Raw genomic sequence first — 23,483 nt, forward strand, 5'->3', positions numbered from 1 at the left:
AAAAGTTTTGCCTTATCTTTACCATATTGAGTTAATAATATGTAGGAAGTGAGGAATCTACTATTTATTTCAAGAGCCATACTGAAAAGTATGGCTCTCTTTTTTTATAGCGCATCTAAAGGATTGTTATATTTGTGATATGAATGAACATCTCAATCCCTCTGGAGAAGACCTCACCCCACAGGAGCTGGATATTGAAAAAAAACTGCGGCCCCTAAGTTTTAACGACTTTACAGGGCAGGATCAGGCCTTAGAAAATCTTCAAATATTTGTTCAAGCGGCAAATTTACGAAGCGAAGCTTTGGATCATACTCTATTTCACGGTCCACCAGGTTTGGGTAAAACGACCCTTGCCTATATTTTAGCTAATGAACTCGACGTAAATATTAGAGTAACTTCTGGCCCAGTTTTAGACAAACCTGGAGATCTTGCCGGATTGCTCACGAATCTTGACGAGCGCGATGTGCTTTTTATAGATGAAATACACAGACTAAGCCCCATTGTTGAAGAATATCTTTATTCTGCGATGGAAGATTATAAAATCGATATAATGATTGAATCGGGACCCAATGCCCGTTCGGTTCAAATTAACTTAAACCCTTTTACCCTTATTGGGGCTACCACACGCTCTGGATTATTAACTGCGCCAATGCGTGCGCGATTTGGTATTTCGTCTAGATTGCAATATTACACGACCGATTTATTAACCACAATATTACAGCGCAGCGCAGGCATTTTGCACGTTCCCATAACTATGGAAGCCGCTATAGAAATAGCGGGTAGAAGTCGAGGAACTCCCAGAATTGCAAATGCATTATTACGTAGAATTCGCGATTTTGCACAAATAAAAGGCAATGGAAAAATTGATGTTGAAATAGCTAAATTTGGTTTAGATGCCCTCCACGTAGATGCGCACGGCTTAGATGAAATGGACAATAAAATCCTATCCACTATAATCGAAAAATTTAAAGGGGGTCCTGTGGGCATCACCACTATTGCAACGGCCGTTTCCGAAAGTCCCGAAACAATTGAAGAGGTGTATGAGCCATTTTTAATTCAGCAGGGTTTTATAATGCGTACTCCCCGCGGCCGTGAAGTTACCGAAGCCGCCTATAAACACCTTGGTAAAATAAAAGGTTCTACGCAGGGCGGACTCTTTTAAACATTGTAGGTACATAGCCAAATTAATGCTTCGTAACTTCATAAAGTGAAGAATACCTCAAAAAATACAAGCCTAATTAAAACCGAAGCCAAACGTCTCGGTTTTCTCTCCTGTGGAATAAGCAAAGCTGAATTTCTAGAAGAAGAAGCGCCACGATTGGAAAACTGGCTCAATAATAATATGAATGGCGAAATGAGTTATATGGAAAATCATTTCGACAAAAGACTGGATCCTACCATTTTAGTTCCAGGCTCAAAAAGTGTTATTTCGTTACTGCTAAATTACTATCCTTCCCAAAGGCAGCCATCAGATACCTATAAAATCTCTAAATACGCCTATGGCACCGATTATCACTTTATCATAAAAGATAAGTTGAAGCAATTAATGCAATTTATTTCCGAAGAAATAGGTGAAGTACACGGACGTGCCTTTGTAGATTCAGCTCCGGTTTTAGACAAAGCTTGGGCTGCAAAAAGTGGGTTGGGCTGGATAGGAAAACACAGTCTTATGTTAACTAAGAATGTGGGTTCCTTTTTCTTCGTGGCCGAACTCATTGTAGATATGGAGTTGGAATACGACACTCCCGTAACCGACCACTGCGGTACATGCACCGCTTGTATTGACGCTTGCCCAACCCAAGCCATCGTTTCAGATAAGGTTGTTGATGGCAGCAAATGTATTTCGTACTATACAATAGAACTTAAAAATGAAATCCCCACTTCGGAAAAAGGAAAGTTTGAAGATTGGATATTTGGCTGCGATATTTGTCAAGATGTGTGCCCTTGGAATCGTTTTAGCAAACCCCACAACCAGCCGCTTTTTAATCCATATCCCGAAATGCTTTCTATGACTAAAAATGATTGGGAAGAAATAACCGAAGAGGTTTTTCAGAAAATATTTAAGAAAAGCGCAGTAAAAAGAACCAAATTTTCCGGACTTACACGCAATATAAACTTCGTGAAAGATTAGCCGTTAAAATTTCTACTTTGCCAATAACCTTTTATCTTTGTTGGTTGCGTTATTTTATTTTTTATAGAACAAGCGCATCGGTTGTGGCAAAATAAGCCATAGCTGTAACGGCAAAATTATCCCTAAAATATGAGCAAACAGAGCAAACGAAGAGAAGCCCTTTTATATCACGCAAAACCAAGACCGGGAAAAATAGAGGTGGTACCCACCAAAAGTTATTCTACCCAACGCGATCTTAGCTTGGCCTATTCACCAGGTGTTGCAGAACCCTGTCTGGAAATTGAAAAAAATGTAGATAATGTATATAAATACACCAATAAGGGTAATTTAGTTGCAGTAATATCTAATGGAACTGCTGTTTTAGGTTTGGGTAATATTGGTCCCGAAGCTTCAAAACCGGTTATGGAAGGGAAGGGCTTGCTCTTTAAAATTTTTGCAGACATTGATGTTTTTGATATTGAAATTGATACCGAGAACATAGATGCTTTTATTGCAACGGTAAAAAATATAGCCCCAACTTTTGGAGGCATAAATTTAGAAGATATAAAAGCGCCGGAAGCTTTTGAAATTGAAAAAAGGCTCAAAGAAGAACTCAATATTCCGGTAATGCATGACGATCAGCATGGTACGGCTATTATTTCGGCCGCAGCGCTGTTAAATGCTTTGGAAATATCCGGAAAAAATATTGAAGATGTTAAAATTGTAATCAGCGGGGCGGGGGCGGCAGCCGTATCGTGTACTAGACTATACAAATCTTTTGGAGCGAAAGACGAAAATATAGTAATGCTAGATAGTAAAGGTGTAATACGCAAAGACCGTGAAAATCTCTCTGAAGAAAAGGCCGAGTTTGCTTCGCATCGAAAAATCGATACTTTGGAAGAAGCCATGGTCGATGCCGACGTTTTTGTTGGACTTTCGGTGAAAGATATTGTTACCCCACAAATGCTTTTGAACATGGCCTCCAATCCTATTGTCTTTGCAATGGCCAATCCCGATCCAGAAATTGAATACGATTTGGCCATTAAAACGCGCAAGGATATTATTATGGCAACCGGCCGTAGCGATCATCCCAACCAAGTAAACAATGTACTTGGTTTTCCGTTTATATTTCGCGGAGCGTTAGATGTTAGAGCCACCAAAATTAATGAAGCCATGAAAATGGCAGCTGTAAAAGCACTTGCCGATCTGGCAAAAGAACCCGTGCCCGAACAAGTTAATATTGCCTACGGCGAAACAAAATTAGCTTTTGGAAGAGATTATATTATCCCAAAACCATTTGACCCACGGTTAATAGCTGCCGTTCCGCCTGCAGTTGCAAAAGCAGCGATGGAAAGCGGTGTAGCCACTTCGGCCATTACGGATTGGGAAAAATACCAGGACGCGCTTTACGAACGCATGGGTAGCGACAACAAAATAATTAGATTGTTATTAAACCGTGCCAGATTAGCGCCCAAACGTATTGTTTTTGCCGAAGCCGATCATTTAGACGTTTTAAAGGCAGCGCAGATAGTGTTTGAAGAAGGCATAGGGATTCCTGTTTTATTAGGAAGAAAAGAAATTATTCTTGAACTAATGGAGCAAATTGATTTTGAAGCAGACTTAGAAATTATTGATCCTAAAAATGATGAAAATGCCGATAAACTTCAACACTATGCTCAAAAACTGTGGGAAAAAAGAAGAAGAAGCGGTATTTCGCTTTACACTGCCCAAAAGTTAATGACCGAACGAAATTATTTTGCCGGAATGATGCTTAGCGAAGGCGATGTGGACTGTATGATTTCGGGCTATGCACGTTCGTATCCATCGGTGGTAGTGCCGGTTTTTGAAACAGTAGGAAGATTTGAAGGCGTTACTAAAGTTGCAACTACTAATGTGATGCTAACCAAACGTGGGCCGTTGTTCATTTCAGATACTTCCATAAATATTGATCCTACTGCAAAAGAACTTGCAAAAATTGCCCAGATGACCAATTATACAATGAAAATGTTTGGGTTAGATCCGGTAATTGCCATGATTTCTTACGCAAACTTTGGATCTTCAAAAGATCCGCACGCCACAAAAGTACGCGAGGCTGTTGATTTGCTTCATAAGAGCAATCCAGATATGGTTGTAGATGGCGAGCTGCAAACAGATTTTGCACTAAATGCAGAACTGCTTCAGAAAAAATTTCCATTTTCAAAATTGGCAGGCAAAAAAGTAAACGCATTAATATTTCCAAATTTAGATTCGGCAAATAGCAACTATAAATTATTAAAAGAGCTTAACGGTGTAGAATCTATTGGCCCAATAATGTTAGGAATGCGCAAACCTGTGCATATATTACAATTAGGTGCAAGTGTAGAGGAAATTGTAAATATGAGTGCGGTAGCGGTAGTAGATGCCCAGCAGAAGGAAAAGCGCGCAAGGGAGCAGGCAAAAGCATAGTTTTTACGGCAATATTTTCCCAAAAACCTCAATGGCAGTTGCAAATAATTATACTATATTTGAACCTTTAAGTTTTCGTTAACACATGATAACCCATATACAGGGAAGACTGGTTGAAAAAAACCCTACCGATGTAGTTATAGATTGCAATGGAGTAGGGTACGCTATCAATATTTCGCTGCACACATTTTCCGAACTCCCCTCTAGTGAAAATGTAAAATTATATACCCATCTAATCGTTCGGGAAGATGCCCATATTTTGTATGGTTTTACCAGTGTTACAGAACGTGAAATATTTAGATTGTTAATTAGTGTGTCGGGGGTTGGAGCCAGTACTGCCAGAACAATGCTGTCTTCGTTAACGCCAGAGCAAGTGCTGGACGCCATTGCTCAAAACGATTTACCAACTATACAATCGGTAAAAGGAATAGGAGCTAAAACCGCCCAACGTGTAGTTTTAGACCTAAAAGATAAGATTTTAAAAGTGTATGGTTTGTCATCAATTTCTGTTGGAGCAAGCAATACTAATAAAAATGAAGCGTTATCTGCTTTGGAGACGCTGGGCTTTGTTCGCAAACAGTCTGAAAAAGTAGTGGATGGAATTGTGAAAGAAAATCCGCTGGCTTCAGTAGAAATGATCATTAAACAAGCTTTAAAAAATTTGTAAAATTTGAAGGCAAAAAATTACGTTTACAAGGGTGGCTTTTTTAAGCTGTTAGCAATAGTAAGTTTTATATTTGTTGGCAATGTTTCGTTGGCACAAGATTCCACAGCTGTTGGCAACGAAATGGGGCGATTGGATCTTCCGAATCCTACGAGCATTCAGAATCTGTATACCTACGACCCTATAACAGATAGATATATTTATTCACAAACTTTGGGTAGTTTTAAAATTACCTATCCCATTATTCTTACGCCAGAGGAATATCAGCGCCTTATACAAGAGGAGCAGATGAAGGCGTATTTTAAAGAAAAAATTGACGCTGCCGATGGAAGGAAAGAAGGAGCGGAAGAACAACAAAAAAATCTATTGCCCACCTTTTACGTGAATTCAGACTTTTTTGAGTCTATTTTTGGCGGAAATTCTATTGAAGTAATTCCACAGGGATCTGTAGAAATGGATCTTGGTTTGCTGTATACAAAGCAGGATAACCCACAATATTCGCCTAGAAACCGAAGTAATTTTTCGTTTGATTTTGACCAGAGAATAAGTTTAAGTCTTTTGGCAAAAGTAGGAACCAGACTCCAAGTAAATGCAAACTACGACACGGAAAGCACCTTCGATTTTCAAAATCAAATAAAGTTAGAATACACACCAACCGAAGACGATATAATTCAAAAAATTGAAGTGGGTAACGTTAGTATGCCGCTCAATAGCTCGCTAATTCAAGGTGCGCAAAGCCTTTTTGGTGTTAAAACGCAGCTTCAGTTTGGTAATACAACCATTACAGGGGTTTTCTCAGAGCAAAAATCCGAAACCCGTACAGTTACGGCTGAGGGGGGTGCAACCATCACAGATTACGAGTTGTTTGCCTTAGATTATGACGATAACCGTCACTTCTTTTTAGGGCATTATTTTAGAGATAACTATAACCGTGCTTTGAAGCAATATCCGTTCATAAATAGTAATGTGCAAATTACAAGAATGGAGGTTTGGATCACCAACCGTACCAGTCGTACCGATAATGTTCGCAATATAGTGGCGTTGCAAGATATTGGTGAATCAGACCCAACAAATATTGGTTTAGACGTTCCTCCTGGTGGTTTTATACGAGCTAGTAGAAATGCATACCCAGATAATAACAACAACCTTTTTAATCCTTTCGGAATAAATGGTGGCCCCCCATCGTTGTTAAACCCATTAATCCGAGATGTTGCACGAGTACGCGACGGTTTTACGGGAGTTCAGGTAAATGAAGGAATAGACTATGTGACCCTCGAAAGTGCCAGAAGGTTAGATCAAGGGGAATATACGTTAAATTCGCAATTGGGGTATATTTCGTTAAATCAACGGTTATCTAACGATGAAGTGTTGGCGGTTTCCTATCAATTTACCGTAAACGGAAAGGTGTATCAGGTAGGTGAGTTTTCGAATGACGGGGTAGAAGCCAATGGTGGTATACAGCCCGGAAACGGTGGAGGTACAGGTAACCCGCCAGAACAAGAAACTGGACTTGCACAAAACTTAGTGGTAAAACTGTTAAAGAGTAGTATCACGAATGTAAATGAACCAATCTGGGATTTAATGATGAAAAACATCTATCCCATTGGTGGCTACCAACTAGAAAAGGAAGACTTCAAACTTAATATTCTTTATACCGATCCTTCCCCGTTAAATTATTTAACCGAAGCTGGCTCAGAACTGCCGCCAGACGTTAAAGACGAAATTCTTTTAAAAGTATTTAATCTCGATAGGTTAAACTTTAATAATGACCCACAACAAGGTGGCGATGGGTTCTTTGACTTTTTACCGGGCATAACCGTCGATGCACAAAACGGACGAATTATCTTTACAACCGTAGAGCCATTTGGAAAACACTTGTTTGATGAATTGAGCTTGCCTTCTGCACCAGCTAACTATTCAATGCCCGAAACCTATAACCCAAACCAGGCAAAGTATGTATTTAGAACGCTTTATACGGGAACAAAAACACAAGCAGAACAGGAAGAAAGTGAAAAAAATAAATTTCAATTAAAGGGAAGTTATAAATCTACGGGAGCAGATGGAATTCCTATTGGCGCTTTTAATATTCCACAGGGCTCGGTAACTGTTACCGCAGGTGGAAGAACGTTGGTTGAAGGGGTAGATTACACCGTAAACTATCAATTGGGAAGGGTTCAAATTTTAGATCCTGCCTTATTAAATAGTAACATACCAATTTCTGTAAGTACCGAAAATAATTCGTTGTTTGGGCAACAGAGCAAGCGTTTTACCGGATTGAATGTAGAGCATAAATTCAGCGATAAATTTTTAATTGGCGCTACTTACTTAAATCTTAATGAACGCCCGCTAACGCAAAAATCTTCTTATGGAGTTGAGCCTATTAATAACACTATTTTTGGAATGAATCTCAATTATTCAACCGAAGTGCCGTTTTTAACGCGTTTGGTGAATAAACTTCCAAATATAGATACTGATGTTGAATCTAATATTTCACTACGGGGCGAATTTGCCTATCTAAAACCTGGAGCTCCAAAAGTTTCGGATTTTGATGGAAAAACAACCGTTTATGTAGATGATTTTGAAGCGTCGCAAACAGGTAACGATATTAGTTCGCCTTCAAGTTGGTTCTTGGCAAGCACACCTTTAGACTATGGAGGTGAATTGGAAAATGATAATCTTCGGTATAATTACAAACGAGCCAAATTGGCTTGGTACACAATAGACCCAATTTTTTATAGTAGTCAGCGCCCCGAAGGAATTAATGATGAAGAACTTTCCTCGCCATTTACACGTCGGGTTTTTAGAGATGAAATCTTCCCGAATCAAGATATTATTCAAGGGCAAACACAAGCTTTATTTACCTTAGATTTGGCGTATTACCCTTCGCAACGTGGGGAATATAATTTTAATCCTGAGGCTGCCGGCACCAATATTCTTCCAAACCCCGAGGATAATTTCGGTGGAATTATGAGGCCACTTACCACTACAGATTTTGAACAATCTAATGTAGAATATATTCAATTCTGGGTAATGGATCCTTTTATTTACGAGGAAACGAGTGGTAATCAAGGTGGAAATATTAATTTTAACTTAGGTAGTATTTCTGAAGATATCTTAAAAGATGGTAGAAAACAATACGAAAATGGCTTGCCAGCAGATGGTGGAACAGCCAATACCACTTCAACCGCTTGGGGTAAAGTTCCTTTAAACCAATCACTGGTTTATACCTTCGATACACAAGGCCAAGAACGAATAAATCAAGATATAGGTTTAGATGGTTTAAATAATGCGCAAGAAATTGCAGAGTTTGGCGGTGAGTTTGGTGATGATCCTTCAAATGACGATTATCAATATTTTCTACAAGCCGAGGGAAGTATTTTAGATCGTTATTTAAAATACAACGGAACCGAAGGCAACTCTCCAGTAGAAGTTACCAATACAAATCGCGGAAGCACTGCACAACCCGATGTAGAAGATATTAATCGAGACAATACCATGAACACGATTAATAGCTATTTTGAATACAACGTACCTGTTTATCCTGGAATGAACAGAGATAATAACCGATATATTTCTGACGTAAAGGAATTGGAGGTTACTACACAAAATAATAACGTAATTCCAGTACGTTGGGTTCAGTTTAAAGTGCCAATTAGCAAGCCAGACCAAGCTAAAGGAGGTATCTCTGATTATAGATCTATTCGGTTTATGCGAATGTTCCTTTCACAGTTTTCAGAAAACACCGTTTTGCGTTTTGGAACCATGGAACTGGTGCGAGGCGATTATAGAAAATTCCAAAAAACTTTAGACGAGGTAACGTTTGAAGATCCCGCAAACGACGATACGCTATTTGAGGTGGAAGCTGTAAGTATTGAAGAAAACGAAAACAGAGAGCCAATTCCATACAGATTGCCTCCAGGGCTTGAACGCGAGGAATTAAACAATAATAACAATATTATTCGCGAAAACGAACAATCACTTTCGTTGCGGGTATGCGGGTTGGAACCTAATGATGGGCGAGCTGTTTATAAAAACTTTAATGTAGATATGCGCCAGTACAAAAATCTGGAAATGTTTATACACGCCGAATCTTTACAAAATGAAACCGCGCTAAGTGATGGGCAATTGGTGGCATTCATGCGGTTGGGGAATGACCTTACAAACAACTATTATGAAGTTCAAATTCCATTAAATCCGACTAATTTTGGGGCGAGAAGCGCCGAAGAAATTTGGCCAGTAGCAAATAGATTAAATCTTCCCCTGGCATTATTACAGGAGGTTAAAACTCGAACTCCATTAAACTCTACCGATGTTGTGTATTATACCCAATCGGAACTCGAGGGAGATCTGCCCGGTGGCGAAAATGAACTTACCATTGGAATTAAGGGTAATCCAAGTTTTGGAAACGTCCGTACCATCATGATTGGGGTACGAAACAGTACAAACAACGATTTATGTGGTGAAGTTTGGTTTAACGAACTTAGAATGTCTGAGCTTAAAAACGAGGGCGGATGGGCTGCGGTAGTTAGTATGGACGCTAACCTTGCCGATTTTGCTACCATTAGTGCCACAGGAAAAAGAAGTACCGTTGGCTTTGGTTCTATTGAACAAGGGCCGAACCAACGTAGCCGCGAGGATCTGCAACAGTACGATGTGGTTACCAATGTAAACCTTGGGCAATTATTACCAAAGAAATGGGGTATTCAACTGCCATTTAATTATGGTCGTTCGGAAGAATTAATTACCCCGCAATACGATCCGGAATTCCAGGATATCGAGCTCGATACCCGACTGGATAATACAGAAGATGAAGCCGAAAGAGATAGAATTAAAGAACAGGCCGTAGATTATACCAAGCGTCAGAGCGTAAACTTTATTGGGGTGCGAAAAGAGCGTACTGGTGAGGGCAAGCCCAAAGTTTATGATGTAGAAAACCTAACGGGCTCTTTCTCATACAATCAAACAGATCATCACGATTTTGAAGTGGAAGATGCTTTAGAGCAGAGCGTGCGCGCAGGTGCAACGTATAACTATAATTTTACGGCAAAGCCGGTGGAGCCATTTAAAAAGAACGACTCTCTATTTACAGGGAAGTATTGGCAGTTTTTAAAAGATTTCAACTTTAATTACTTACCGACAAATATTTCGGTTAGCTCTAATATTACGCGCCAATATAACGAACAAAAATTTAGAGAAATAAACTTACTTCCCGGAAATAAAGGATTGCCTGTTTTATATCAGCGCAATTATCTTTTTGACTGGCAATACACCATCAACCATAACTTGAGCAAATCGTTGCGTCTTAATTTTACGTCGTCTAACAATATGGTTGTCAATAATTATTTAGACGAAAATGGCGACGTTAATAATGAAATTGGCGTTTGGGATGGCTTCTTTGATGTAGGAGATCCGAACCAACATTTTCAGTCGCTTCAACTAAATTACGATTTGCCGTTTAGTAAATTTCCTTTCTTAAAATTCCTTCGAGCTACGTATTCTTATACTGGTGATTATCAGTGGGAGCGCGGTAGTATGCAATTCAACGAAATTGAAATTGAGCTAAGCGATGGTAGCAAAAATGTTTATAATCTGGGGAACTCTATCCAGAACGCAAGTACACATCAAATTAATTCTAGTTTAGATATGAACGGTTTTTATCGTTACATAGGGCTTACTAAAATTAGAAAAAGTAAGTCTAGAAGTGGCGGTGAAGAAAGAGGCGGTGCTAGCGGAGGTTCTGAAAGAGAGGGCAAAGCGAGCAGAGAAAGTAAGTTGGAGGCCGAGCAAAATAATACTCTGGCCGGCGGAAAATCGCGTGTGCCAAGTGTTTTAAGTGGTGGTGCAAATTCTGGCGGAGGATTAAATGCGGGAGATAAAGCCATTAATACCGCTATTGGTTTAGCAACAATGCTTAAGAAAGTACAATTTAATTATCAAGAAAATAACGGTATTTACTTGCCGGGTTACCTTCCATCAATTGGTTTTATTGGTACATTAAAGCCTACTGCAGGTTTTGTTTTGGGAAGCCAAGCCGAGGTAAGAGAGTTGGCCGCCCGCAAAGGTTGGTTAACTTTGTATCCCGAATTTAACGAACAATATACAGAAGTTGAAAGCCGACAAATGGATATCCAAGCTAATCTGGAGCCCATTAAAGATTTAACTATTGATGTAAATGGAAGCCGAATTTATTCTGAAAATTACTCTGAAAATTATATTGTTCAGAATGACCTCTACCAATCGTTAACGCCTAATACATTTGGTAATTTTAATATTTCGACCTTATTAATTAAAACGGCCTTTGGTTCAAGCGATGAAACAGGTTCGGCTGCTTTTGATGATTTCAGAAGTAATAGATTACTAGTTGCAAACAGGCTGGCAGAAGAGCATTATCAAGGCCGCGCAATACCGCGCGATTCGCTGGGCTTTCCTGTAGGTTTTGGTCGGAACAGTCAAGATGTTTTACTGCCTGCATTTCTGGCGGCGTATAAAGGCAGCGATGCTTCAAAAGAAAAAACCGGAATTTTTAGAGACATACCCCTTCCAAACTGGGATATAAAATATACCGGCTTAATGAACCTGCCTTGGTTTAAGAAAAACTTTAAACGTTTTTCACTAACGCACGGTTATCGCGCTGCATATACCGTAAACCAATTCCAGTCTAATTTAGATTACGATCCAAATACGCCTGAGGAGATAGATCAATCTGGTAATTTTAAGGTGAAAACATTATTGACCAATGTGAATTTAACCGAACAATTTTCACCATTATTGCGAATGGATTTTGAGATGAACAATTCGGTTAAAATACTTGCCGAAATGCGAAAAGATAGAGCCTTGTCAATGAGTTTCGCAAACAATCTACTTACAGAAATAAAAGGAAACGAATACATAATCGGGTTGGGCTATCGAATAAAAGATCTTAGGATTTCAACCAATTTTGGCGGGAAAAAGTCGGTTATTACTAGCGACTTAAACTTTAAGGTAGATCTTTCTAGACGCGATAACATAACTATCATTAGGTATTTAGATATTGAAAATAACCAAACCACAGCGGGTCAAACCATCTACGGGGCGCAACTTTCTATAGATTATGCGCTTAGCAAAAACCTAACCGCGTTGTTCTACTACGATCATACCTTCTCTGAATACGCTATTTCAACGGCCTTTCCACAAACAACCATTAGAAGTGGATTTACCTTGCGATATAACTTTGGAAACTAAGAAATAAACACTTATATATTATTATTATGAATATACCATCTAATTTAAAGTACACAAAAGATCACGAATGGCTTAAGATTGAAGGCGATGTTGCCACCATCGGAATTACAGATTTTGCACAGAGCGAACTTGGCGATATTGTATATGTAGAAGTTGAAACCGTAGGTGATACTATGGATAGAGAAGAAGTTTTTGGCACGGTAGAGGCGGTAAAAACAGTTTCGGATTTATTTCTACCACTTACGGGCGAGATTATTGAATTTAATGAAAACCTAGAGTCTGAACCCGAAAAGGTAAACACTGATGCCTATGGAGAAGGTTGGATGATTAAGCTAAAAATCGCAAACCCAGACGAGATTGACCAATTACTTGACGATGCCGCTTATAAAGAACTTATTGGCGGTTAAAACCTTATTGTTTATTGCACTATTATACAGTATTGTAATAACCAGTTTGTTTTTTCTTTCGAGTCAAAATTTACCGAAAACCCAGATTTCAGAAGCCGATAAATTAGTTCATATACTCATTCATTTTATTTTAGTGAACCTTTGGCTATTGTACTTTTTTGTAAAGAATAAATTTCATTTTAAAAAAAATTGGATTTTAATAGTAGTACTTTCGGTATTGTTTTATGGCATAATAATTGAGATATTTCAAGAGCTGTTTACAGACTCTCGCAGTGCAGATATCCTAGATGTAGCCGCAAATTTAACAGGCGCCATTCTCGGAATCTTTTTTTTCAAAAACCTAAAACATAAATTAAAACCTAAATATTTTAATTAAGTTTTAAATTGAATGATAATTTCTATATTTTAGCATCACGATAAACCCACTATTATGGAACCTAAAAAAAATCCGAAAGCAGACGTAAGCCGAAAAAGCATGTTGTTTTTTCAGCTTGGAATGGTCTTAATGCTTTTTCTTGCATGGCAAGCTATTGAATGGAAAACTTACGACAAATCTGATATCGATTTCGGAAAAGTTGACGTAGGTGACGAACTTTTAGAAGAAGTTCCAATTACACAACAATTAACTCCTCCACCACCACCACCACCGCCACCACCGGCGCCAGAGGTTATTGACGTTATTGAAGACGAAGAAGACGTTGAAGAAACTATAATAGAATCTACCGAAACCAATCAAGAAGAGAAAATTGTAGAGGTTAAGGAAATTAAGGAAGAAGTGGTAGAAGAAGAAATTGCCGATGTACCATTTGCAGTAATTGAAAATGTGCCAGTTTATCCTGGTTGCGAAGGTGAAAAAACAAATGACGCGAAGAAAAAATGTATGTCGTCAAAAATAAGCGCCTTTATTAATAAAAAGTTTAACTCTAATCTTGCATCAGATTTGGGATTGGAAGGAAGACAGCGTATAGCCGTTCAGTTTAAAATTGATAAAAGCGGTAAAGTTGTGGATGTTCGTGCTCGAGCACCACACCCAAGACTTGAAAAAGAAGCGACAGATGTGGTAAATTCACTTCCGGATATGACGCCAGGAAAACAAAGAGGAAAACCAGTTGGTGTTCTTTATTCGCTTCCGATAGTGTTCGATATTCAATAAAATTGTAAATAAAATTTTTTTAAAAGCTCCGTCTTTATCAGTAAAGACGGAGCTTTTCGTGTTTTGGCACAACAGTTGTTGATTGTAAAGTAAGAAACCATTAAAAATACTTCAATATGAAAACAACTGTAAAAAATACCCAAAGCAAAAGAGAAGATAAAAAGCGTGTAAATATTGCGTGGAACTCACGATTGTTTTTTCAGATTGGAGTTATCGTTAGTTTGTTGGCCGTCTTCTTTATCGTTCAAACTGACTTTGAAATAAGTAATCCTACAATTAGTGTAAATACTTCAAAAGGAATAGAGGAACCTTATACCATTGCCTATGAATTGGAAATTGAAAAACCAACAATAGTAGCTCCTAAAAAAGATATAGTTAAAAAACCAACCCCTGTTAAAAGAGCGGTAAAAAGTCCAGTTTTTGATGTAAAACCTAATTCGGCTTCCGTTATTGAAACTCCAATTGCAAATACCGATGGCCCAGTAGTTGAAACTCCAATATCCACAAAACCAGCACTTGAAACACCTACGACTAACGAAGGCACAAAAACTGTAATGAATGTTGAATTTGTACCTGTGTTTCCAGGTTGCGAATCGCTACCCACAAACAATGAAAAAATTGAGTGTATGTCTTCAAAGATAAACGCCTTCATCAATAAAAATTTCCGAAAGGAATATTTAGAAAACCTAAATCCCAACGAAACGTATAGAATTTATGTAAATTTTAAAATAGATTCTAACGGTTTTATTTCAGAAGTAGTGGCAAATTCGCATAACGCCAATCTTAAAAAAGAAGCGCAACGAGTAGTTAATAACCTGCCAAAAATGAAACCTGGAAAGCAAGGTGATAAAAATGTAGCAGTTATGTACACCGTGCCAATTGTATTTGAGATTCAATAAACTTAAACGTGATTTTCATACAAAGCTCTCTGTAAAAAGGGGGCTTTTTTTGATTTCTGTCGTTATAAAAAAACTGTATCTTTCGGCCTCAAAGTAAATAGTTCCCGATGAAGCAGATTCTCTTACTTCTAGTTTTTTGTTTTTCAATAGTTTCTTTGGCTCAAATTTCGACAGCGCAGTATGAAAAGTATCCTGTTTTTCCAGAATGTGAAACAGTTTCGGAAGCATTGCTGGAAAACTGTTTTACCAATACCCTGCAACAATTTATTTTCGAGAATTTTGAAGTTCCCGAAATTGTGTTTACAAAAAATTATAAAGGCGCTGTAAATGTGCTTTTTGAAGTTACCAAAGATGGAAAATTCAAAGTACTTTATACCGATGCAATCTATGAAGAATTAAGAGCCGAAACGCTCCGTGTTTTTAATTCGCTTCCCACGGTTATTCCGGCAACCCATAACGGAAGGCCTACATATATTCAATTTACGCTGCCAATTGCTATTCCCTTGGTTGCGCCGGGCGATAGTATTATTCAAACTCCAGCTGAGGCTATTAACGAAAAGGATGGACTAACAACCGAATACGATGCCCTTGTTAACCTTCCCTATTTAAATGAAGAATATAATAGCAATATTAACATTCCGTTGTCGCACCATAATTATAGCGTATTCGACCCCGCATTAAACAGGGTGGGATTAAACAATCACACTGCGCAAAAACCATATATTTATTCCGAAGTAAATAGATATTACGATTTTCAGGCGGCGAATGCAGAAATAGCAAAAAGCGGAACTTCGTGGTTTAGCCGTAAATTATGGAACGAACATTTTGTTACCATAAAAGGAAAGGATTATTGGATTACACTAGACCCGGGTGTAGACCTGCAATTGGGTAAGGATTTAGATGCAGATATTAACACCTACAATAACACAAGACTGGTTTATCTTCAAGGAGGGCTGGGCGATAAAATTGGCTTTTTTGGAGTTGTTTATGAAAGTCAAGGACGTTTTGCAGATTATTTTAACCGCTATGCAGAATCCATGCGCCCCGATGGCGGTAATCCTGCAATAATTCCCGGACGGGGTATTGCGAAGGAATTTAAAACAGATTCCTACGACTATCCAATGACTACGGGTTACCTATCTTACACACCATCAAAATATTTCAATTTGCAGCTTGGCCACGGAAAATCATTTTTGGGCGATGGGTACCGATCGTTGTTAATGAGCGACAATGCAACTTCGTATCCATATTTTAAATTAAACACCACCTTCTGGAAATTAAAATATACCAATACTTGGATGTCTCTCCGCGATGTACGTCCGGAAGTTACAGCAGATGGTTCGTTTAGAACAAAATATGTTGCAAACCATTATTTAAGCTACAACATTACCAAAAAATTGAATGTGGGTTTTTTTGAATCTGTTGTTTGGGAGAACGACAATAATCGCGGCTTTGATATGAATTATTTAAACCCGATTATATTTTACCAAGCCATTCAATTTTCAACGGGTTCGCGTGGTGGCAACGCATTAATCGGACTTGCTTCAAAATATAAAGTGAACGATCGGGTCAACATTTATGGACAATTAATTATAGATGAATTTTCTAAAAGTGATGTTTTTGGCGGACAAGGAAGTTATAAAAACAAAACGGGCATTCAACTCGGTGTAAAGTATTACGACGCTTTTGGAATAAAGAATCTCTACCTGCAATCTGAGTACAATCGTGTACGGCCTTATACGTATTCGCACAATACCGTTGTGCTAAATTACGGGCACAACAATCAGGCGTTGGCACATACTTTGGGCGCTAATTTTTCAGAATTTATAGGAATTGCCCGTTACCAAAGGGGAAGGCTCTATGGCGATGCCAAAGTTATTGTCGCAAAGCGCGGTTTTGAGTTTAATACGCCGGAAGATTCCTTTTTTTACGGCGGAAATATTTACGGCACCGAAGATGATCGTATTTCGGACAATGGCAACGAATTGGCCCAAGGAAACACAACCAATTTCTTCCACGCCGAACTACAGGCAGGCTACATTATTAATACTGCCACGAATTTGAAGATCTACGGAAATTTTATATTTAGAAGTTTTGATCCCACGTTAAATACCCAAAGCGTTTTTAAAAATGAAACTACTTGGCTAAATTTTGGAATACGAACAGATTTATTTAACTGGTATTACGATTTTTAGAAGTAACTAATCCTTTTGTTTTTCTTCTCTATCCTTCATCATTTTATCGTATTTTTCTCTTGCGGCTTTGTTGGTTTCTTCAATTTGATCTATTGATGCGCGCTTCTTTTCAACTTCACTATAAAGCATTTTCACAAAAGCTTCGGTACTAATAAAACCATCGCCATATCCTTGGTCGTCATACATTTTAGTAATGTCGGACATGTTTAAAACTTCGGCTTCGGTTTTTCTGTTTACATAAGCGGTTGCAACACGGTTATAAAGCGTTTGGAGCATAATAATCGTGTCTTTCAAATCTTTAAAGGTTCCTAAATTTCCATGGCCAGGTATTATTTTTGTATCCTCATTTATAATTTTGGTTGCCATTTCCAGGGCAGCGATATAGCCTTTAACACTTCCTCCGTTCTCTGTGTCAATAAAAGGATATTTTCCATTAAAAAAAACATCTCCGGTGTGTAAAATGTTACTGTCGGTAAAATACACCATGGCATCGCCATCGGTGTGTGCATTGTGTACATGGAACACATAAATTTTTTCTCCGTTAAAGTGAAAGGTAAGGTCATCGTTAAAAGTAACCACAGGTAGGGCCACTTCCGATATTTTTGTGCTTTCTCTTTTAAGCATTTTTTGCAAGCGATCCCGTACGTTCAATTGCGAAAAAATAACCGTTCCAGTTTCAGCTAGTGCGGCGTTACCGCCCGTATGATCTCCGTGAAAATGTGTGTTTACCAGAAACCGGATGGGTTCTTTACTTATTTTTTTAATATCCTTTTGAATTTCTTCGATATCTTCCGCATATTGGTCGTCTATCATAAAAATGCCATCATTGCCAAAGCTTAGCCCAATATTACCGCCTTTGCCTTGCAACATGTATATTTTACTGGTTATTTTTAAAAGTTTTGTGTTGTTTTTCTCGCCGGTATCACTTTGTGAATACACGGTTAGCACCGAAAATAAAAGGAAGGTATTTAGAAATATTTTTGAGATCATATTTTTTAAATTTTAAATATTGGTTGAAATTACTAAAATTGCCGAAATAATGGCACAAGATTGTTTAAAATATATTGTAAAGAAAATACAGGAAGCGTATCTTTGCACCGCCTAAAAATAAGAACTTGTCTGTTTCTAATTCAAAGTCGATTCCCAACCAATCCCTCATTGGTACTTTCACCGAAATTACCAAATTTCGGCTTTCCGTAAGTGTCGTTTTTTCTTCGGTGGCTGGATATTTATTGGGTGCAGATTCCATTGATTTTTTCGTGTTATTTTTATTATGCGTTGGCGGCTATTGCATGGTGGGGGCTTCTAATGTTTACAATCAAATAATTGAAAAAGATTTAGACGCATTAATGGACCGTACCAAAAACAGACCCTTGCCGGCGGGGCAAATGACTGTTCGTTCGGCATTTATATTGGCTATTGTTTTAACCGTACTCGGTATTGCTGTATTGTACTCTATTAATCCAATAACGGCAATGTTTGGCGCCATATCTATTTTTATGTATGTAAGCCTTTATACTCCTTTAAAAACTAAAACTCCGCTTTCGGTTTTTGTAGGAGCTTTTCCGGGAGCCATTCCCTTTATGTTGGGGTGGGTTGCGGTAACTGGTGAATTTGGGATTGAACCTGGAACTTTGTTTATGATTCAGTTTTTTTGGCAATTCCCGCACTTTTGGGCAATAGGGTGGTTTTTATATGACGACTATAAAAAAGCGGGATTTTTTATGCTTCCAAATGGAAAACGCGATAAGGGAACAGCCATACAAGTAATTTTATATACAATCTGGACGGTATTAATTTCTTTGATTCCGGTATTAGGAATTACGGGAAAACTATATTTAACGCCCCTTTCGGCAAGTTTAATAGGTGTATTGGGCGTTGGATTACTGTATTATGCAATTAGATTGTATAAAGAAAAAACTTCGGTAGCTGCTAAGCAGCTCATGCTTGCAAGTGTAAGTTATATTACATTGTTGCAAATAATTTATGTGGCCGATAAATTTTTAAGATAACCGAAACAATATTGGTTTCGGAAAATATAAAAGAAATAAATAGGATGGATTTAACACAAGGTAATCAAGAGCTAAAAATAAACAGAGCGAAAAAAAATATGCTCTGGTTTGGCATTATAAGCTTAACAATGAGTTTTGCTGGCCTAACAAGTGCGTATGTAGTAAGTAAAGAACGCCCAGATTGGGTTGCATCTTTTGAAATACCTCCGGCCTTTTACATAAGCCTTGTGTTTATAATTGTTAGTAGTATTACAGTACATTTTGCACTTAGGGCGATAAAAAAGGAGAAAAGCGCGCGTGGTATGGTTTTATTGATTACCACTTTTGTTTTAGGACTTTTATTTGTAATTTTTCAATTTGTTGGCTTTGCGGAAATAATTAGAGAAGGTTATAATTTTACGGGGCCTACCAGTAGTATCACCACATCATTTATTTATTTAGTGGTGCTATTGCACGTTGCACACGTTTTTGCGGGGTTGATAACCCTTTTAATTGTAATTTATAATCATTATAAACAAAAATATAAAAACGGTAAAACCCTTGGCGTTGAACTGGCTGCAACTTTTTGGCATTTTATAGATATAGTATGGATTTACCTCTTTTTATTTTTATATTTCGTTAAATAAAAATTAAACGTATTTTTGAACCTTTATTTAAAACCAAACACTTTTTATGGAAGCTACTGTTGTTAAAACAGGTACCGAAGGAAAAACCTGGGGCGGCGGAAACGAACCCTTGAAAGCCAGTTATGGCAAAATGATGATGTGGTTTTTCATCGTTTCCGATTCATTGACGTTCGCAGGATTTTTATCTTCCTACGGAATGTCCCGTTTCAAATTTATAGACGCTTGGCCAATTGCCGATGAAGTCTTTACCCACTTTCCATTTTTACATGGGGTAGAAGCGCCCATGTATTATGTGGCATTTATGACCTTTATTCTTATCTTTTCTTCCGTAACAATGGTATTGGCGGTAGATGCTGGTCATAAAATGCAGCAAAAGAAGGTTATTTTCTATCTATTTTTAACCATTATCGGAGGTTTAATCTTCCTTGGCTCGCAAGCGTGGGAGTGGAATACATTTATTAAAGGCGATTATGGTGCCGTGGAAACTCACGGAGGGCAGATTATTCAATTTTTAGATAAAGATGGAGATCGTGTAGCACTAGCAGATTTTGCAGCGGTTGATAATGGAGCGCGTGTTGAGCAGACCAAACAACTTGGGGTTTGGTATCAGCAAGAATCAGAATACTTACCCACCGTTTCTTTTGAACAAGTAAAAGAAGGATTTTTAGCCAACGACAATCTTTTAATTAGGCTTCCGTACAAAGATGAGCACGGAAAGCATATAGTTTTAGGTAGAGAAGAGTCTATCACTAAGCTAGTAAACGATGGTAATCTGGTTGTGGAAGGGGCAAACCTTCGCCATAACGAATACGGCCATCCTTTGTTTGCAGATTTTTTCTTCTTTATAACAGGATTCCACGGATTTCACGTTTCCATTGGGGTATTACTTAATATTATTGTATTTTTTAATGTAATTATAGGTACATATGAGCGCCGCGGCCATTATGAAATGGTAGAAAAAGTAGGTCTCTACTGGCACTTTGTAGATTTGGTTTGGGTATTTGTATTTACATTCTTTTATCTTGTATAGATTTTCAATATTTAAAAAATGGCACACGAACAAGCACATAAACTAGCAATATTTAGAGGCAATCTAAAATTTAAATCCAACGTTAGCAAAATCTGGGGGGTATTTGTTGTACTTTCAATTATCACTATTATTGAAGTTGCTCTGGGTATTCTAAGACCGGATTTTTTGGTTACTCATAAATTTTTATCGCTAAACTTACTCAACTGGATCTTTATCCTGCTTACTATTTGTAAAGCCTATTACATTACTTGGGACTTTATGCACATGCGCGACGAAACCGTTGGTCTGCGAAGAGCTGCAGTATGGACAGGCGTATTTTTAATTGCCTATATGGTGCTACTTATACTTATTGAAGGCGATTATATTTATGAAGTATATAAAAACGGATTTATAAAATTCAACTTCTAAGTAGAAAAATTAAGTTATAAAAATGGCCCTCCTTGTGAGGGCTTTTTTTATGCGTGATATCTATAAAATTAACACCCAAAACATTGTCCAACCCCCTTTTACCCTGTATTTTTGCAAACTAGCAATACACGCTTTTTAAAAGGTGTAAAATTTGTAATAATGAAGAAGTATTTGGTTCTTGGCATCCTGTTTATTCTACCCATTACGGTGTATATTTTTTTCGCAATGAGTACCAGTTATTTTAAACCTTTGCCCATTTTAACCCCCTCGGTGGCCGAGCTGGATGGTTTTAAGGATCTCGATGGGAACTCCGTTCAACTCGAAAATAGAATATCGGTTTTAGGTTTTTTTGGAAGTAATCTGGAAGCACATAGAGCGTATGCCTATAATCTTGCCCAAAAAATATACAGCAAAAACCACGAGTTTAAAGAATTTCAATTTGTAATTCTTTTACCAGAAGGCACAGAAAAACAAGCCGAAAAAATTGAAGAAAAACTAAAGCAAATAGCACCCACAGATGCTTGGTTCTTTGCTTTTGGCACTACTGAAAATATTGAAAGGGTTTTTCATTCGCTTAATTCCAATCTGGTTTTAAACTCAGATTACGGTACTCCGTATGTTTTTATAATTGACAAAGAACGAAGCCTTCGCGGCCGAAAGGAAGATGAGGAAGCGGGTGTTATGTATGGTTTTGACGCTAGCAATATTGCCGAGATAAACAACAAAATGAGCGATGACGTAAAAGTACTTTTGGCAGAATACCGAAGAGCTTTAAAAAAGTACAACTCAAATAGGGAAATATAACCCGCTGCCAAGAATCCAGTATATTAGCGAGAATTAACAATAAATAATATTAAAAGTGAACAAGAATTATTCATACATAGGTATTTCATTTATCATCTTAGTTTTTGGTATTTGGGCAGTTCCTAAAATTGTAAAAACAATTTCAGAGCCAGATCTTGCTACCATTGGAACAGTGCCATCTTTTAATTTTACAGATCAAAACGGAAAGGAAATTACGAACAACACCTATAAAGACAAGGTTTATGTAGTTGAATTCTTTTTTACTACCTGCCCGTCTATTTGCCCAATTATGACCGAAAATATGATAAAAATTCAAAAGGAATTTTTCGGAAATCCAAAGGTAGGCATTGCGTCTTTTTCCATAGACCCCGAACACGACTCCGCTGCGATCTTAAAAGAATATGCCGAAAATAAAGGAATAACTAAGCCACAGTGGCATTTGTTAACGGGTGATAAAGAAAAGATTTTTAAATTGGCAAACGAAGGGTTTAACCTCTATGTTGGCGACGCTCCCGAAGTTGAAGGTGGTTTTGAGCATTCGGGCTATTTTGCACTCATTGATCAAGATGGAAATATCCGCTCTAGAATAGACGAACACGGCAACCCAATTATTTACTACGATGGGTTAGACGACAAGAACATTCAAATGCTAAAAGAAGATATTAAAAAACTATTGTAAGCCATGCAATCTTCTCCGCAAACCCCTAAAACTTACAATGTGTGGATATGGATACTCTCCATTGCTATTCCGGTGGCAGTGGCGGTTTTATTCACCGTAAAAATTCCGGGAGTAGAGCGTTTGGGTTTTTTACCACCCATTTACGCAAGCATTAATGCACTTACCGCAGTTATATTAATTACCGCCGTTTTTCAAATTAGAAAGGGAAATAGGAAACTGCACGAACGCCTTATGAAAACTGCGATTGTGTTTTCGGCATTATTTTTAATAATGTATATGGCGTATCATATGACCTCAGATTCAACGCCCTTTGGTGGGGAAGGTTTTATTAAATATGTATATTATTTTATACTTTTAACACATATTTTGCTGTCTATTATCGTTATCCCTTTTGTACTGATAACCTTTGTGAGGGGCGTTACAGGACAGTTTTATAAACATAGAAAAATTGCGCGAATTACATTCCCGCTTTGGTTGTATGTTGCAGTTTCCGGCGTTGTTGTTTACCTATTGATTTCGCCTTATTATTAAATAGAAAAATACAACGGGTGAATTTTTTTCACCTATAATTTTTCAGAATTTGTTTTAACATGAATACAAAAATTCTTCTCATAATATTAGTTGCCTTTCTGCTTATTGCAACTCCTGCCGAAGCTCAATGCGCCATGTGTCGCGCAGTTTTGGAAAGTGAAGAAGGCGGTCAAGCAGCAAAAGGTATTAACAACGGCATAGTTTATCTAATGATTTTTCCGTATTTGTTGGTGGCCGGTATTGGTTACGCAATTTACCGAAGCCGCAAAAAAGCCCGCGCAGAAAATACACTCTAGATT

19 protein-coding genes are annotated in these 23,483 nt (G+C 37.9%); 18 read left to right on the plus strand and 1 reads right to left on the minus strand.

From position 1 onward, the window contains the following. The first annotated feature begins 139 nt into the window (after positions 1-139). From ruvB to QCQ61_RS06380, 10 genes are all read left to right on the plus strand, one after another. Entirely contained in the window at positions 140-1,162 is a 1,023-nt protein-coding gene (gene ruvB / locus QCQ61_RS06335; protein WP_279449927.1) for a Holliday junction branch migration DNA helicase RuvB, read from the plus strand. Between the two features lie 45 nt (positions 1,163-1,207). Continuing rightward, on the plus strand, positions 1,208-2,131 hold the full coding sequence (gene queG / locus QCQ61_RS06340; protein WP_279449928.1) for a tRNA epoxyqueuosine(34) reductase QueG: 924 nt from the start codon (positions 1,208-1,210) through the stop codon (positions 2,129-2,131). Positions 2,132-2,260: 129 nt separating this feature from the next. After that, positions 2,261-4,555: an NADP-dependent malic enzyme gene (locus tag QCQ61_RS06345; protein WP_279449929.1), complete on the plus strand. Its 2,295-nt coding sequence runs from the start codon at positions 2,261-2,263 to the stop codon at positions 4,553-4,555. An 85-nt stretch (positions 4,556-4,640) separates the two neighbouring features. Then, positions 4,641-5,222: a Holliday junction branch migration protein RuvA gene (gene ruvA / locus QCQ61_RS06350; protein ID WP_279449930.1), complete on the plus strand. Its 582-nt coding sequence runs from the start codon at positions 4,641-4,643 to the stop codon at positions 5,220-5,222. Positions 5,223-5,225: 3 nt separating this feature from the next. Beyond that, positions 5,226-12,440: a T9SS outer membrane translocon Sov/SprA gene (gene sov, locus QCQ61_RS06355; protein WP_431605804.1), complete on the plus strand. Its 7,215-nt coding sequence runs from the start codon at positions 5,226-5,228 to the stop codon at positions 12,438-12,440. Positions 12,441-12,466: 26 nt separating this feature from the next. Further along, the gene (gene gcvH / locus QCQ61_RS06360; protein ID WP_279449931.1) at positions 12,467-12,847 is read left to right on the plus strand and encodes a glycine cleavage system protein GcvH; all 381 of its coding nucleotides are present in this window, start codon (positions 12,467-12,469) and stop codon (positions 12,845-12,847) included. Continuing rightward, on the plus strand, positions 12,816-13,223 hold the full coding sequence (locus tag QCQ61_RS06365) for a VanZ family protein (protein ID WP_279449932.1): 408 nt from the start codon (positions 12,816-12,818) through the stop codon (positions 13,221-13,223). The genes gcvH and QCQ61_RS06365 overlap by 32 nt, the downstream gene beginning before the upstream one ends. A 54-nt stretch (positions 13,224-13,277) precedes the next feature. Then, positions 13,278-14,000, plus strand: coding sequence for an energy transducer TonB (locus QCQ61_RS06370; protein WP_279449933.1), 723 nt, complete (start codon positions 13,278-13,280; stop codon positions 13,998-14,000). Positions 14,001-14,116: 116 nt separating this feature from the next. After that, positions 14,117-14,899, plus strand: a complete 783-nt coding sequence (locus tag QCQ61_RS06375) for an energy transducer TonB (RefSeq protein ID WP_279449934.1) — start codon at positions 14,117-14,119, stop codon at positions 14,897-14,899. A gap of 107 nt (positions 14,900-15,006) precedes the next feature. Continuing rightward, positions 15,007-17,094, plus strand: coding sequence for a gliding motility protein RemB (locus tag QCQ61_RS06380; protein ID WP_279449935.1), 2,088 nt, complete (start codon positions 15,007-15,009; stop codon positions 17,092-17,094). A 6-nt stretch (positions 17,095-17,100) separates the two neighbouring features. Here the strand turns inward: QCQ61_RS06380 and QCQ61_RS06385 are convergent, their stop codons facing one another. Beyond that, positions 17,101-18,084 (minus strand): MBL fold metallo-hydrolase, encoded by a 984-nt coding sequence (locus tag QCQ61_RS06385; RefSeq protein WP_279449936.1) that lies wholly within the window; start codon positions 18,082-18,084, stop codon positions 17,101-17,103. Between the two features lie 125 nt (positions 18,085-18,209). Between QCQ61_RS06385 and cyoE the strand changes: the two genes are divergently transcribed. The 8 genes from cyoE to QCQ61_RS06425 all read left to right on the plus strand — a co-directional run bounded on the left by cyoE (position 18,210) and on the right by QCQ61_RS06425 (position 23,480). Continuing rightward, the gene (gene cyoE / locus QCQ61_RS06390) at positions 18,210-19,106 is read left to right on the plus strand and encodes a heme o synthase (RefSeq protein WP_279449937.1); all 897 of its coding nucleotides are present in this window, start codon (positions 18,210-18,212) and stop codon (positions 19,104-19,106) included. A gap of 44 nt (positions 19,107-19,150) precedes the next feature. After that, the gene (locus QCQ61_RS06395) at positions 19,151-19,732 is read left to right on the plus strand and encodes a cytochrome c oxidase subunit 3 (protein WP_279449938.1); all 582 of its coding nucleotides are present in this window, start codon (positions 19,151-19,153) and stop codon (positions 19,730-19,732) included. Between the two features lie 46 nt (positions 19,733-19,778). Then, positions 19,779-20,762 carry a cytochrome c oxidase subunit 3 gene (locus QCQ61_RS06400; protein WP_279449939.1) on the plus strand — a complete coding sequence of 328 codons (984 nt, stop codon included), beginning with the start codon at positions 19,779-19,781 and terminating at the stop codon, positions 20,760-20,762. Between the two features lie 18 nt (positions 20,763-20,780). Then, positions 20,781-21,170 carry a cytochrome C oxidase subunit IV family protein gene (locus tag QCQ61_RS06405; RefSeq protein ID WP_279449940.1) on the plus strand — a complete coding sequence of 130 codons (390 nt, stop codon included), beginning with the start codon at positions 20,781-20,783 and terminating at the stop codon, positions 21,168-21,170. A gap of 159 nt (positions 21,171-21,329) precedes the next feature. Further along, entirely contained in the window at positions 21,330-21,974 is a 645-nt protein-coding gene (locus QCQ61_RS06410) for a hypothetical protein (RefSeq protein ID WP_279449941.1), read from the plus strand. Positions 21,975-22,029: 55 nt separating this feature from the next. Continuing rightward, the gene (locus tag QCQ61_RS06415; protein WP_279449942.1) at positions 22,030-22,653 is read left to right on the plus strand and encodes an SCO family protein; all 624 of its coding nucleotides are present in this window, start codon (positions 22,030-22,032) and stop codon (positions 22,651-22,653) included. Between the two features lie 3 nt (positions 22,654-22,656). Next, the gene (locus QCQ61_RS06420; protein WP_279449943.1) at positions 22,657-23,184 is read left to right on the plus strand and encodes a DUF420 domain-containing protein; all 528 of its coding nucleotides are present in this window, start codon (positions 22,657-22,659) and stop codon (positions 23,182-23,184) included. A 59-nt stretch (positions 23,185-23,243) separates the two neighbouring features. Beyond that, on the plus strand, positions 23,244-23,480 hold the full coding sequence (locus tag QCQ61_RS06425) for a hypothetical protein (RefSeq protein WP_279449944.1): 237 nt from the start codon (positions 23,244-23,246) through the stop codon (positions 23,478-23,480). Positions 23,481-23,483 lie beyond the last annotated feature (3 nt).

The organism is Aequorivita marisscotiae (genome assembly GCF_029814825.1).
In the GTDB taxonomy this organism is placed as follows: domain Bacteria; phylum Bacteroidota; class Bacteroidia; order Flavobacteriales; family Flavobacteriaceae; genus Aequorivita; species Aequorivita marisscotiae.

Coding starts and splice junctions, on each gene's coding strand:
- ruvB (WP_279449927.1), top strand. CDS start 140: ATGAATGAACATCTCAATCCCTCTGGAGAAGACCTCACCCCACAGGAG.
- QCQ61_RS06345 (WP_279449929.1), top strand. CDS start 2,261: ATGAGCAAACAGAGCAAACGAAGAGAAGCCCTTTTATATCACGCAAAA.
- ruvA (WP_279449930.1), top strand. CDS start 4,641: ATGATAACCCATATACAGGGAAGACTGGTTGAAAAAAACCCTACCGAT.
- gcvH (WP_279449931.1), top strand. CDS start 12,467: ATGAATATACCATCTAATTTAAAGTACACAAAAGATCACGAATGGCTT.
- QCQ61_RS06365 (WP_279449932.1), top strand. CDS start 12,816: ATGCCGCTTATAAAGAACTTATTGGCGGTTAAAACCTTATTGTTTATT.
- QCQ61_RS06370 (WP_279449933.1), top strand. CDS start 13,278: ATGGAACCTAAAAAAAATCCGAAAGCAGACGTAAGCCGAAAAAGCATG.
- QCQ61_RS06375 (WP_279449934.1), top strand. CDS start 14,117: ATGAAAACAACTGTAAAAAATACCCAAAGCAAAAGAGAAGATAAAAAG.
- QCQ61_RS06380 (WP_279449935.1), top strand. CDS start 15,007: ATGAAGCAGATTCTCTTACTTCTAGTTTTTTGTTTTTCAATAGTTTCT.
- QCQ61_RS06385 (WP_279449936.1), bottom strand. CDS start 18,084: ATGATCTCAAAAATATTTCTAAATACCTTCCTTTTATTTTCGGTGCTA.
- QCQ61_RS06395 (WP_279449938.1), top strand. CDS start 19,151: ATGGATTTAACACAAGGTAATCAAGAGCTAAAAATAAACAGAGCGAAA.
- QCQ61_RS06400 (WP_279449939.1), top strand. CDS start 19,779: ATGGAAGCTACTGTTGTTAAAACAGGTACCGAAGGAAAAACCTGGGGC.
- QCQ61_RS06405 (WP_279449940.1), top strand. CDS start 20,781: ATGGCACACGAACAAGCACATAAACTAGCAATATTTAGAGGCAATCTA.
- QCQ61_RS06410 (WP_279449941.1), top strand. CDS start 21,330: ATGAAGAAGTATTTGGTTCTTGGCATCCTGTTTATTCTACCCATTACG.
- QCQ61_RS06420 (WP_279449943.1), top strand. CDS start 22,657: ATGCAATCTTCTCCGCAAACCCCTAAAACTTACAATGTGTGGATATGG.
- QCQ61_RS06425 (WP_279449944.1), top strand. CDS start 23,244: ATGAATACAAAAATTCTTCTCATAATATTAGTTGCCTTTCTGCTTATT.